At 69.5% G+C, this 11,753-nt stretch carries 11 protein-coding genes, 1 tRNA gene and 1 pseudogene; 9 read left to right on the top strand and 4 right to left on the bottom strand.

Annotated elements, in window-relative coordinates; translation table 11 throughout:
* Positions 1-285, bottom strand: a pseudogene (locus tag OXQ95_RS09890) (hypothetical protein); the annotation flags it as partial.
* Positions 286-366: 81 nt separating this feature from the next.
* On the opposite strand from OXQ95_RS09890, the gene OXQ95_RS09885 reads away from it, so the two are divergent.
* The 3 genes from OXQ95_RS09885 (at position 367) to OXQ95_RS09875 (ending at position 2,293) form a co-directional block, all read left to right on the top strand.
* Positions 367-909 (top strand): hypothetical protein, encoded by a 543-nt coding sequence (locus tag OXQ95_RS09885; protein WP_267381380.1) that lies wholly within the window; start codon positions 367-369, stop codon positions 907-909.
* A 246-nt stretch (positions 910-1,155) separates the two neighbouring features.
* Positions 1,156-1,659, top strand: a complete 504-nt coding sequence (locus tag OXQ95_RS09880) for a DUF1993 domain-containing protein (protein ID WP_267381379.1) — start codon at positions 1,156-1,158, stop codon at positions 1,657-1,659.
* A 13-nt stretch (positions 1,660-1,672) separates the two neighbouring features.
* Positions 1,673-2,293, top strand: a complete 621-nt coding sequence (locus OXQ95_RS09875) for a methyltransferase domain-containing protein (RefSeq protein ID WP_267381378.1) — start codon at positions 1,673-1,675, stop codon at positions 2,291-2,293.
* A 653-nt stretch (positions 2,294-2,946) separates the two neighbouring features.
* Here OXQ95_RS09875 and OXQ95_RS09870 read toward each other — a convergent pair.
* A tRNA-Pro gene (locus OXQ95_RS09870) sits at positions 2,947-3,023 on the bottom strand.
* Positions 3,024-3,237: 214 nt separating this feature from the next.
* Between OXQ95_RS09870 and yajC the strand changes: the two genes are divergently transcribed.
* From yajC to OXQ95_RS09850, 4 genes are all read left to right on the top strand, one after another.
* Positions 3,238-3,579, top strand: coding sequence for a preprotein translocase subunit YajC (gene yajC / locus OXQ95_RS09865; RefSeq protein ID WP_242098366.1), 342 nt, complete (start codon positions 3,238-3,240; stop codon positions 3,577-3,579).
* Between the two features lie 4 nt (positions 3,580-3,583).
* Positions 3,584-5,182, top strand: a complete 1,599-nt coding sequence (gene secD / locus OXQ95_RS09860; RefSeq protein WP_267381377.1) for a protein translocase subunit SecD — start codon at positions 3,584-3,586, stop codon at positions 5,180-5,182.
* 63 nt (positions 5,183-5,245) lie between these two features.
* Positions 5,246-6,214, top strand: coding sequence for a protein translocase subunit SecF (secF, locus tag OXQ95_RS09855; protein WP_267381376.1), 969 nt, complete (start codon positions 5,246-5,248; stop codon positions 6,212-6,214).
* Complete coding sequence (locus tag OXQ95_RS09850; RefSeq protein WP_242098363.1) at positions 6,214-6,579, top strand: Mth938-like domain-containing protein; 366 nt, start codon at positions 6,214-6,216, stop codon at positions 6,577-6,579. The genes secF and OXQ95_RS09850 overlap by 1 nt, the downstream gene beginning before the upstream one ends.
* Here OXQ95_RS09850 and OXQ95_RS09845 read toward each other — a convergent pair.
* Both OXQ95_RS09845 and OXQ95_RS09840 read right to left on the bottom strand, forming a co-directional pair.
* Positions 6,567-7,733 carry a glycosyltransferase gene (locus OXQ95_RS09845; RefSeq protein WP_267381375.1) on the bottom strand — a complete coding sequence of 389 codons (1,167 nt, stop codon included), beginning with the start codon at positions 7,731-7,733 and terminating at the stop codon, positions 6,567-6,569. The genes OXQ95_RS09850 and OXQ95_RS09845 overlap by 13 nt on opposite strands.
* A gap of 84 nt (positions 7,734-7,817) precedes the next feature.
* Positions 7,818-8,642, bottom strand: coding sequence for a phosphoheptose isomerase (locus OXQ95_RS09840; protein ID WP_267381374.1), 825 nt, complete (start codon positions 8,640-8,642; stop codon positions 7,818-7,820).
* 173 nt (positions 8,643-8,815) lie between these two features.
* Between OXQ95_RS09840 and bamD the strand changes: the two genes are divergently transcribed.
* Positions 8,816-9,841 carry an outer membrane protein assembly factor BamD gene (bamD, locus tag OXQ95_RS09835; RefSeq protein ID WP_242098360.1) on the top strand — a complete coding sequence of 342 codons (1,026 nt, stop codon included), beginning with the start codon at positions 8,816-8,818 and terminating at the stop codon, positions 9,839-9,841.
* 238 nt (positions 9,842-10,079) lie between these two features.
* A complete protein-coding gene (gene recN, locus OXQ95_RS09830; RefSeq protein WP_267381373.1) occupies positions 10,080-11,735 on the top strand; it encodes a DNA repair protein RecN in 1,656 nt (551 codons plus the stop codon).
* Positions 11,736-11,753: the final 18 nt, after the last annotated feature.

Below are 11,753 nucleotides of genomic sequence, written 5' to 3'. Positions count from 1 at the left end.
CACCGCAATCGGAACCTCGCGGGCGATGGCGCGCCATCCCGTCCAGCGATGGAATTGCGCCAGATTGTCGCTCCCCATCACCCAGATGAAGTGCGTCCTGGGGTAACGGCGTTTGAGCGCGCGCATTGTATCGATCGTGTAGCGCGTGCCGAGCCGCGCCTCGAACGTGCTCGGCCGGATCGGCGCCCGCCGCGCCATCCGGCGGGCGGACGCGAGCCGTGCGGCCAGCGGGTAGAGGTAGAAGTCGCCGAGCTGTTCGCGCGCTGCGCTCTCGGTGCCTGTCACGGTCCGCGTCGCCCGCCGCCGCCGCCTCCACCGGAGGACCTCGGCGACCTGAAGCTCTACCGAGTCCCGGCACCCACCACCGTGGCCGCGCGCGCGCAGAAGCAGGTGGCGCTGCTGGCGCAAGGGCCGGTGCCGTTCGAGCGGCGGTACCGGCGACCGATCTATCCAGGCGAGCGGGTCGACGCCGCGCCCACGGCGATCGTGTTGGTGCTGAAGAACGAGAAGAAGAATGGCCTGGGTGTGCCGCTGCCTGCCGGCAGCACCGCGCTTTATGCCCGGCGCGGTGGCGAGCGGCTCTTGCTCGGGCTAGGGGCGATCACGGACCGCACCGTCGGCGAGACCTTCCGCTTCGCGGCTGGCGTGAGCACCCAAGTGACGGTGACGCAGGTGAACGCAGCTCCGCGCGAGCCGGTTCTGGTGACCCGCACCGCTGCAGGTTCGCACGAGGCGATGCTGACGGCGAGCAACGCCAATCCCTTTGCGGTGACGCTCGACGTGCCGATCGGCACCGCGGGGCAGAAGATCGAGGCCGAAGGCCAGGAGGTCGCCCATATGGACGGGATTGCCACCTGGTCCCCGACGCTGCCGCCGGGCGGCCGGGCCGAGCTGCGCTACCGTTATTAGATCACGTAGGACACGGGCATAGCGCTTGTTCACCGACGGTGCGGCGGCTGGGTAGCCGTTGCGAGTGACCCTATGACGGTCGTTCGTGGCCGGATCACCGCTTCCCGGAAAAGCGGACGTTGGTTCATGCGCGTCGCGATCTCGGCGGCGCGTCGGCGGTCCGCAGGCGCCGGACGTCTTGCGCCCCGGTCCTTGCGCGTCCAAGCCTCGCGGGACGGCCTGCAAGAGGCCCGCACAGGAGGAACGATGCCGAGTTTGTACGAGATCACCGTGCCGGTCTTCACCCGCATGTTGGGCAACCTCGACCATCTGCTGGCCAAAGCGGCGGAGAGCGGCGTGGACGAGCAGAGCCTGCTCGACGCGCGGCTGGCGCCGGACATGCTGCCGCTGACCAAGCAGATCCAGATCGCCTGCGACACCGCCAAGCTCGCGGTGACTCGGATCGCGCAGGCCGCGCCCCGCCCCATGCCGGATGAGGAAACGAGCCTGGCCGAGCTGCGCGACCGCATCGCCCGGACGATCGCCTATCTGCAGGAAACCGACCCCGCCGCGTTCGAGGGCCGGGAAGCGGCCGAAATCACGCTCAACTTCCCGAACATGGAGATGACGTTCACCGGTCAGAGCCTCGTCACCGACTTCACGCTGCCCAACTTCTTCTTCCACGTCACGACCGCCTATGGCCTGTTGCGGATGAAGGGGGTCACGATCGGGAAGATGGATTACCTCGCGGGCGACCGGACCGAGCGCTGATCGGGCGGCGGACGTGAGCGACGATACGGCCCTGCCCCCTGCGGCGTTCGCCAAGGACGATCGCGGCGACGACCGCGCATTCTACGCATCGGCGCGGCTGGTCACGCACGTCGACGACGACGCGATCGCGGCGCTGACCCGTCTCTACCGCGATCGGCTACCGGTTGGCGCGCGCGTGCTCGACCTGATGTCCAGCTGGGTCAGCCATCTTCCCGACGACCGGCGCTACGCCGAGGTCGTGGGCCACGGCATGAACGCGGACGAGCTCGCCGCCAATCCGCGGCTGGATCGCTGGTTCGTCCAGGATCTCAACACCGATCCCGCGCTGCCGCTCGACACGCGGGCCTTCGACGCCGCCCTCTGCTGCGTCGGCGTGCAGTATCTGCAACAGCCCTATGAGGTGTTCGCCGAGGTCAGGCGCGTGCTCGCGCCCGGCGCGCCATTCATCGTCAGCTATTCGAATCGTTGCTTCGCGACCAAAGCGGTCGCGGTCTGGCGATCGCTGGACATGAACGGGCAGGCCTCGCTGATCGGCCACTATCTCACGCATGCCGGCTTCGGCGAGATGGAGGCGCGCCTGCTCGCCGACGGCGCGCGCGGTGATCCCCTCATCGCCGTGGTGGCCCGCGCCTGACGCTCGGCCTTCGGCAGTGCGACGTGCTGCCGTTGGATCGACCCCCCCCCCGCAGAGGGCGCCCCCGTCCGCCGCCTCCCCGGACAGGCATGCCTTAATTCGATCCACGCCCCCGCGCGGAGGGCGACAGCCGGGGCGCCGTCGAGGTTATTTCCCTGCCGCTGTTTCGATCCACGCCCCCGCGCGGAGGGCGACGCCACGCCTCTCGGGATCGCCGCTGCGACGATGGTGTTTCGATCCACGCCCCCGCGCGCAAGCAGATCAAGACGACCACTGATCGGAAAGATTGCTTCATAACGGACACGCAACCCTGTCCGTCACCATGCACAGCGCCGATCCGGGTGGCGGTTCGCTGCTGTTTGCGCCCGGATCGCGCCCACGTCCTGGTAGGCTAGGGCTGCCCGATCAGTTCAAGGTCGCGATCAGCAGCTCCGCCGTATCCGCAGGACAGATCGACGATATCCTCTATCTGAACGGCTCGAAGCCGCGACGCGGGGGACTGGCGGCCTGCGTGTGAAGATGCTGGAACGCGTCGCGCCGACCGTGCGTGTCGAAGCTCGATGCTCACCGCTTCCGCTCGAAGACAGTGCTTGCTGATTTGGATCCGACGGCAAGACCGCCGTCGTGTATCGCCGCTCAGTCTCTGCAAGAATTGGTCGGGGCGACAGGATTCGAACCTGCGACCCCCACACCCCCAGTGTGATGCGCTACCAGGCTGCGCTACGCCCCGACCGAGGGCAGGCCGACGCCGTCGAACCTGCCCGAGCGGCGCGCACTACGCGCAGGCACCGCGCGATGCAAGCCGTTCCGTTCGTCGGCGATCCCGTCCTCTTTCGCCCGATGCCCACGTCGCAGCAAACATTGCGCAGGCGACCAACCGATGATAGCGGGCGAGCCATCCGCGCGGGCGTAGGCCGTCCGCCGACCAGACACGTCGGGATCCCATGCTCATTTCCCCCGCCTACGCCCAAGCCACGGGCAGCACCGCCGCCGGCGGCGCCGCCGGCATGATCCAGTTGTTCGCGCCCTTCGCGCTGATCTTCGTGGTGTTCTATTTCCTGATGATCCGCCCGCAGCAGAAGCGGCAAAAGGCGTTCCAGGCGATGCTCGCCGCGGTGAAGAAGAACGACACGGTCGTCACCGCCGGCGGCATCGTCGGCAAGGTCACGCGCGTCGAGGATGCGCATGTCGAGGTGGAGATCGCCCCCAACACGCGCGTCCGCGTGGTGAAGGCGACGCTGACCGACATCGTCGGCGCCAATTCCGCCAAGCCGGCGAACGACTGAACCGATGCTCGATTTCCCCCGCTGGAAGGTCGCGTCCATCATCGGCCTGCTGGCCGTGCTGTGCGCGCTTGCGATCCCGAGCTTCCTGCCCGAATCGGTCACGAACCGCTGGCCGGTCCACCCGCGGATCAACCTGGGGCTCGATCTGGCGGGCGGCAGCTATCTGCTGCTCGAGGCGGATACGAACGATCTCGCCAACGCGCGGATCGAGACGATGCGCGAGCAGATCGCGACCGAGATGCACCGCGGCACGCCCGACATCGCGATCGGCGACATCTCGACGCGCGGCGGCCAGCTCTCGTTCCTGCTGCGCGACCCCGGCCAGGTGGATGCGGCGCGCGAGCGGCTGCTGACGATCACCGGCAGCGGCGCGGGCATGTCGGGCCAGCGCGAATGGGACATCAGCGTCGTCGACAGCTCGCGCTTCGTGCTGCGCCCCACCGCGGTAGGCCTGACCCAGGCGATCGAGACCGCGATGAAGGACGCGACCGAGGTCGTCCGCCGCCGCATCGACGAACTCGGCACGCGCGAGCCGACGATCGTCCAGCAGGGCACCGACCGGATCGTCGTCCAGGTGCCGGGCCTGCAGAACCCGCAAGCGCTGAAGGACCTGCTCGGCAAGACCGCGAAGCTCGAATTCAAGCTGGTCGACCAGAGCGCCGATCCCGCGCAACTCGCCAAGGGCATCGCCCCGATCGGCAGCCAGGTGCTGCCTTATCCCGGCAACCCGCAGGGCATTCCCTTCATCGCGGTGAAGCGCGCGACGATCATCTCGGGCGACCAGTTGACCGATGCGCGCCAGGAATTCGAGCCGCAGACCAACGCGCCGCAGGTGTCGATCACCTTCAACAGCCAGGGCGGCAGCCGCTTCGCGCGGGTGACGCAGGCGAATACGGGCAAGCCGTTTGCGATCATCCTCGACAACAAGGTGATCTCGGCGCCCAACATCAACGAGCCGATCCTCGGCGGCCGCGCCTCGATCTCGGGCAACTTCACGGTCGAGAGCGCGAACCAGCTCGCGATCGCGCTTCGCTCGGGCAAGCTGCCGATCGCGCTGAAGGTGATCGAGGAATCGACCGTCGGCCCCGATCTCGGCGCGGATTCGATCCATGCCGGCATCCTCGCCTCCGCGGTCGCGGTCGCGCTGGTGGTGGCGTTCATGCTGCTCACCTATGGCCGCTTCGGCGTCTATGCGAACCTCGCGGTCGTCATCAACGTCTTCGTGATCCTGGGCGTGCTGGCGCTGCTCAACGGTACGCTGACGCTGCCGGGCATCGCAGGCTTCGTGCTGACGATCGGCACCGCGGTGGACGCCAACGTGCTCATCAACGAGCGGATCCGCGAGGAGCGGCGGCGCGGGCGCAGCGTGATCCAGTCGGTCGAACTCGGCTACAAGGAGGCCTCGCGGACCATCTTCGAGGCGAACATCACGCACGGCATCTCCGGCGTCATCATGCTGGTGCTCGGCTCGGGCCCGGTGAAGGGCTTCGCGGTCGTGCTGCTGATCGGCATCGTGACCAGCGTGTTCACCGCCGTCACCTTCACGCGGATGATGGTCGTGCTGTGGATCCGCAAGAACAAGCCGAAGACGATCAACATATGACCGGCCTTACGTCACCCCAGCACAGAAAGACCCCAGCTTGCGCTGGGGTGACGGGGATTTGAAATGAAGCTCCTGAAACTCGTCCCCGACGACACCAACATCGACTTCGTCGCCCTGCGCAGGATGGCGTTCGCGCTCACGCTCGCGCTGTCGATCGCCGCGGTCGCGCTCGTCTTCGCGCGCGGGCTCAACTTCGGCGTCGATTTCGCCGGCGGGCTGATGATCGAGGAGAAGTTCCCCTCGCCGCCCTCGGTCGATGCGGTGCGCAGCGCGGTCGACCGGCTCGGCGTCGGCGAGGCGTCGCTCCAGCAACTGGGTGGCAACAATTCGGTGACGATCCGCCTGCCAACGCAGAAGAGCGCCGACGAGGGCGCGACCAACGCCGTCGTCAAGAAGGTGGAGACCGCGCTCGCGCAGCAATTCCCCGGCGCCACCTTCTCGCGCTATTCGACCGTATCGGGCAAGGTTTCGGGCGAGCTGGTGCAGCACGGCCTGCTCGCGGTGTTCCTCGCGATCCTGGGCATCGGCCTGTTCGCGATCTTCCGCTTCGAATGGCAGTTCGGCGTGTCGACCATCGTCGCGATCATCCACGATCTGCTGATGACGCTCGGCTTCTTTGCGCTGACGCACCTCGAATTCGACCTCAACATCGTGGCCGCGGTGCTGACGATCATCGGCTATTCGATCAACGACAAGATCGTGATCGACGACCGGATCCGCGAGAATATGCGCCGCTATCGCAAGATGGACATGCGCCAGATCATCAACCTGTCGGTGAACGAGACGCTGCCGCGTACCGTCATGACCTCGGCGACGATCCTGCTGGCGCTGGTCGCGCTGCTGCTGCTCGGCGGCCATGTGCTGCGCGGGTTCACCGCGGCGATGATCCTGGGCATCTTCGTCGGCACCTATTCGTCGATCTACGTCTCGTCGTCGCTGCTCATCACTCTGGGCCTGCGCGCCGAGCCGAACCGTGCCAAGCCGGGCACGCTCGACAATGCGGAGCGCGTGGGGCCGCGCGAGAAGCGCTGATGCGGATGGAGCGGGGCCCCCGCACCGACGGCCCGATGATCCAGGCGATCGGGCCGCAGGGGTTCAAGGTGGACGAGGGCTATTATCCCGCGCTGCTGCTGACGCCGACGCGCGCGGACGGGTGGACGCCGCCGCCGATCGCCGCGCTCGAGATCGCCGCGCTCGAACCGATCCTCGGCGCATCGCCCGAATTCGTTCTGCTCGGCACCGGGCGCACGCTCGTCCAGCCGGCACCCGCGCTCCGCCGGGCGCTGGAGGCGCGCGGGATCGGGATCGAGGCGATGGACAGCCGCGCCGCCGCGCGCGCCTGGGGCGTGTTGCGCAGCGAAGGCCGCGGGATCGCGGCGGCGCTTTACCCGCTCTGACGCGCGGCCACCAGGCCGGCGAGATGCGCGTGGAGCCCGGCCGCATTCGTCGCCCAGGAATAACCCGCCGCCGCCGCCTTCACGGCCTGGGTGCAGGGCGGCGCGCGTAGCAGATCGGCGATCGCCGCGGCAAAGGCCGCCGGGTCGCGCGCGACCACGCGCCCCGCCTGCTCGTCGCTCAGCAGCTCGCGTGCGCCGCCGGCATCGGTGACGACGATCGGCGTCCCCGCCGCCAGCGCCTCGACCCAGGCATTGGCCAACCCCTCCGAGGCCGACGCCAGCGCCATCACATCCGCCGCCGCCAGCAGTCGCGGCAGATCGTCATGCGCGACGCCGCCGAGCAGCTGCACCCGGTCGCCGATCCCGGCGCGGGCGATGTGAGCCTCAAGACGGCCGCGCTCCGGCCCCTCGCCCGCGATCCACAGGGCGACGCCCGGCAGCCGCGCCACCGCGTCGATCACCACATCATGCCCCTTGCGCGGGATCAGCGCGCCGACCGCGACGATCAGCGGCCCCGTCACGCCGAGCGCTGCGCGCGCCACCGTGCGGTCGACCGCGCCGAACCGCGCATGATCCACCCCGGTGCGGTGAACCCGGATCGCTTCGGCGGGCATGCCCAGCGCGATCATGTCGCCCCGCATCGCCGCCGACACCGCGAGCAGCCCGTCCGCGCCCTGCCCCGCCTGCGCCACCTGCCGCGCGGTGGCCGGTGCGCGGCCCCAATGATGGACATCAGCGCCGCGCGCCTTGATCGACACCGGCACGCCGTAGCGCCGGCCCAGCCGCACCGCCGCCACGCCGTCCGGGAAAAAAAAGGAGGCGTCGATCACGTCGAACGCCAGCGCATCGAGCACGGGCACGATCGCACGTTCCATTGCCCGCGCATGGAAGCGACCGCCGGTGAACGGCAGCGCGGCGAAGCGCGGCCGATGGACGTCGAGGCCATGCCACCGCTCGCGCAACGGCAATCGCCCGAGCGCGGCATGACGGGCGCCGCGCGACAGCGGCCAGAGCGGCATCCCGATTGGAGCGACCACCGTGACGGCAACGCCCGGCAGCGCGGCGAGCGCCGCCGTCTGTCGCTCGACGAAGACGCCGAAATTGGGCCGCGTCGCGTCGGGAAACAGCGTCGAGAGGGTCAGCACGCGGAGCATGGTGCGCAGGGCTAGCGGGAAAGGGTAAAGGACGCGCCTATTTCACCCCTCCCCGACCATTATCCGCCCGCCCGCATGACCGATTCAGATCCGCTTCGTGCCGGGATAGGCGAACAGCATGTCCGCATCGTCGCTGGCGCTCACCGTTTCGCGGCCCGTCACGGTCGCGCATTCGCCGGCCTTCACGCTCACGCCGGCGACCTCGCCCGATCCCTTGATCGGCACGATCCAGCCCGTCTTGCCCTCGGGCAAGCTTACCGCGTGGCTGCCGCCCGTCCAGCGTTCCAGCACGAACTTGGGCCCTTCCACCAGCACGGTGCGCTCGGCCTCCACCCGGCCGGGCGACACGATCGGTACATAGGGCACCGGGTTCGCCACTGCGATGCCGTCGTCGAGGTGAAGCTCGCGGTCGCTGCCGTAATCGTAGAGGCGGTACGTCGTCTCGGAATTCTGCTGCACCTCGATGCAGGTGATGCCGCCGCCGATCGCGTGGATCGTGCCGCTGGCGCAGTACATGAAATCGCCCGCCTTCACCGGGTGCCAGTCCAGCAGATCCTCGATGCTGCCATCCTCGGCCGCCTTGCGCAGCGCGTCGCGTTCCACCGGCTGCTTGGTGCCCACCGCGATCTTCGCATCGGGCGTGGCGGCCAGGATCGTCCAGCATTCGTCCTTGCCGCGCGGCAGGCCGCGGGCATGCGCCTGGTCGTCGTCGGGATGGACCTGCACCGACAGCTTCTCGCCGGTGAACAGATATTTGATGAGCAGATCGGGCGTGGTGTCGCCCGGCTCCTGGAACCACACCTCGCCCACGGGCGGCGCGTCCTTCGCCGGATCGGGGAAGCCCGGCCACAGATCGTGGCGGCCCCAGGGTTTTTCGACGCGGTGGGTGTGGAGCAGCGTGGCGGGCATGCGGGATCCTCGGAAAATGGGTGATGGCGAACGACGCCAACGCCCCACCCTGCCCCCGCGATCCCTCCGGCGTAAAGGGGCCGACGCCTGTTTGAAGGGGCCAAGGCGGGTGAGGCGCCAAGCTGCGTAAGGGGATTGTTCGTGGGCGGCCGCTTACGCTAAGGAGCGATCCGATGCGTATCCCCCAGTCTCGCGCGATCACCCTCGCGCTCCTCGCCGCGCTTGCGCTCCCCGTCGCCGGCTGTGCGCGCAACAAGGCGAAGGGCGACACGCCCTACATCGCGCGCGATGTGGGAACGCTGTATTCCACCGCCAAGAAGCGGCTGGATCAAGGGCGTTACAAGGAGGCAGCGGTGCTGTTCGACGAGGTCGAGCGCCAGCACCCCTATTCGATCTGGGCGCGCCGCGCGCAGCTCATGAGCGCGTACAGCTATTATCTCGATCGCAGCTACAGCGAATCGATCCAGTCGGCACAGCGCTTCCTGGCGGTGCATCCCGGCAACCACGACGCGCCCTATGCCTATTATCTGATCGCGCTCGGCTATTACGAGCAGATCAAGGACGTGACGCGCGACCAGAAGATCACCCGCCAGGCGCTCGACGCGCTCGGCGAGCTGACGCGCCGCTATCCCGACACGCGCTATGCGGCGGATGCGCGGCTGAAGATCGATCTGGTCAACGATCACCTCGCGGGCAAGGAGATGGAGGTCGGCCGTTTCTACGAACGGCGCGGGCAGTGGCTCGCCGCGACGCTGCGCTTCCGCACCGTGATCGACACCTATCAGCAGACGACGCACACGCCCGAGGCGCTGATGCGGCTGACCGAGACCTATCTGTCGCTGGGCGTGCCCGGCGAGGCGGAGAAGGCGGCGGCGGTGCTGGCGCGCAACTATCCGGGCAGCGACTGGTATGGCCGCGCCTACAAGCTGATGCAGGCGCATCCGTTCAAGCCGGTGCCGCCGCTCGCGCCGGGCCAGCTGATCGTGCCGCCGGGAACGCCGGGGTCAGTCGCCGCGGGCGCGCCGGGCTCGACGCCCGCCACCCCCACCCCGGCCAAGGCCGATGCACCGGCCACGCCCAAGGCGGAAGCGCCGGGCACGCCGACGCCCGCCTCGCCGGGATCGGCCGTGCCGGGTTCGCCGGGTGGCGGCACGACGGGCACGCCGACGCCGACCACGACGGGATCGACGCCGGGCTGATCCGACCTTCAAACGGTCCGGGTTCTCACACCGAACATCGGGCGTGATCCCTGCGCTTTCCACCCTTCATGTTCCCCGGCGGAGGCCGGGGCCCAGTTGGGGAGCGATGGCGAGGAGCGTTGCGCGTCATCACATGAGTTCTCCCAACTGGACCCCGGCCTCCGCCGGGGAACGAAGGTGAGCGAACGCCGCCCGCTACCCATTTGAGCCGGACCGGTTTTGTTCTAAGGGAACGGCCATGCTGACCGCTCTCTCCATTCGCGACGTGGTGCTGATCGAGGCGCTGGATCTCGATTTCCGCGCCGGGCTGGGCGTGCTGACCGGGGAGACGGGCGCGGGCAAGTCGATCCTGCTCGACGCGCTGGGACTGGCGCTGGGCGCGCGCGGCGACAGCGGGCTGGTGCGGCACGGCGCGGCACAGGCCGCGGTGACGGCCACCTTCGATCCGCCGCCGCCGCCGCTCGCCGCGCTGCTCGACGAGAATGGCTATGAGGTGGAGCCCGGCGAGCCGCTGATCGTGCGCCGCATCGTGAAGGCCGATGGCGGTAGCCGCGGCTTCGTGAACAGCCAGCCGGCATCCGCCGCGCTGCTGCGCGAGATCGCGCCACAACTGGTGGAGATCCACGGCCAGCACGACGATCGCGGCCTGCTGGCGCCCGCCGGCCACCGCGCGTTGCTCGACATGTTCGGGCGCATCGACTCGGCCGAGGCGGCGCGCGCCTGGGCGGTGCTGCGCGAGGCGGAGGCGGCGCTGGCGGCGGCGCGTGCGGAGATCGACGCCGCCGCGCGCGACCGCGAATGGCTCGAACACACCGTCGGCGAACTCACCGCGCTAGCCCCCCAGCCGGGCGAGGAGGAGACGCTCGCCGACACGCGCCGGTCGATGCAGCGCGCCGAAAAGGTGGCATCCGAGCTGACCGCGATTGACGATTATCTCGACGGCTCCGACGGCGGTCTCGCGCGGCTGCGCCAGGCGGCGCGCGTGCTCGAGCGGATCGCCGGGGAGCATGACGGGCTGGCAGAGGCGCTCGCCGCGATCGATCGCGCGGTGATCGAGGCGGCGGTCGCCGAGGAGCGGCTGCGCGACGCACGCGCCGCGCTCGCTTATGATCCCCGCGCGCTGGAAGAGGACGAGGCGCGGCTGTTCGAGCTGCGCGCCATGGCCCGCAAGCACCGCGTCCAGCCCGACGATCTCGCCGCGCTCGCGCAGGAGCTGCAGGAGCGGCTGGAGCGGCTCGAGGCGGGCGAAGGCGGCATCGCGCTGATCGAGGCGCGCGTCGCCGCTGCACGCGCCGATTACGACGCCGCTGCCGGGATGCTGAGCGAACGCCGCCGCGCCGCCGCCGCGCGGCTGGACGCCGCCGTGGCGGGCGAACTCGCGCCGCTGAAGCTCGATGCGGCCCGCTTCCGCACCGATATCGGCCCGCTTGGCGCGGAAGGCTGGTCGGGCGCGGGCAAGGACCGGGTCGAGTTCGCGATCTCCACCAATCCCGGCGCGCCGTTCGCGCCGCTCGCCAAGATCGCCAGCGGCGGCGAGCTGTCGCGCTTCATCCTCGCGCTGAAGGTGGCGCTCGCCGAGACCGGCGGCGCGGCGACGATGATCTTCGACGAGATCGATCGCGGCGTGGGCGGCGCGGTGGCCAGCGCGATCGGCGACCGGCTCGCGCGGCTGGCCGATCGCACGCAGTTGCTGGTCGTCACGCACAGCCCGCAAGTGGCCGCGCGCGGGCGGCAGCATCTGCTGATCGCCAAGGCGCATGACGGCATCGTGACCCGCACCGGCGTCCGCACGCTGGACGAGGCGGAGCGGCGCGAGGAGATCGCGCGCATGCTGTCGGGCGCCACCGTGACCGACGAGGCGCGCGCGCAGGCGGCCCGGCTGCTGGTGGACTGAGCGAGACGACGTTGGTTC

This window comes from Sphingomonas sp. GC_Shp_6 (assembly GCF_026540835.1).
Taxonomy (GTDB): domain Bacteria; phylum Pseudomonadota; class Alphaproteobacteria; order Sphingomonadales; family Sphingomonadaceae; genus Sphingomonas.
The sequence above is the reverse complement of the archived record's forward strand: the minus strand, read 5'-3'. Positions and strand labels throughout refer to the sequence as shown.

Bases quoted from the DNA above. Each gene is read 5' to 3' on its own strand.
- bamD (WP_242098360.1), top strand. From the start codon at position 8,816: ATGCGTATCCCCCAGTCTCGCGCGATCACCCTCGCGCTCCTCGCCGCG.
- OXQ95_RS09880 (WP_267381379.1), top strand. From the start codon at position 1,156: ATGCCGAGTTTGTACGAGATCACCGTGCCGGTCTTCACCCGCATGTTG.
- secF (WP_267381376.1), top strand. From the start codon at position 5,246: ATGAAGCTCCTGAAACTCGTCCCCGACGACACCAACATCGACTTCGTC.
- yajC (WP_242098366.1), top strand. From the start codon at position 3,238: ATGCTCATTTCCCCCGCCTACGCCCAAGCCACGGGCAGCACCGCCGCC.
- OXQ95_RS09840 (WP_267381374.1), bottom strand. From the start codon at position 8,642: ATGCCCGCCACGCTGCTCCACACCCACCGCGTCGAAAAACCCTGGGGC.
- recN (WP_267381373.1), top strand. From the start codon at position 10,080: ATGCTGACCGCTCTCTCCATTCGCGACGTGGTGCTGATCGAGGCGCTG.
- OXQ95_RS09845 (WP_267381375.1), bottom strand. From the start codon at position 7,733: ATGCTCCGCGTGCTGACCCTCTCGACGCTGTTTCCCGACGCGACGCGG.
- OXQ95_RS09850 (WP_242098363.1), top strand. From the start codon at position 6,214: ATGCGGATGGAGCGGGGCCCCCGCACCGACGGCCCGATGATCCAGGCG.
- secD (WP_267381377.1), top strand. From the start codon at position 3,584: ATGCTCGATTTCCCCCGCTGGAAGGTCGCGTCCATCATCGGCCTGCTG.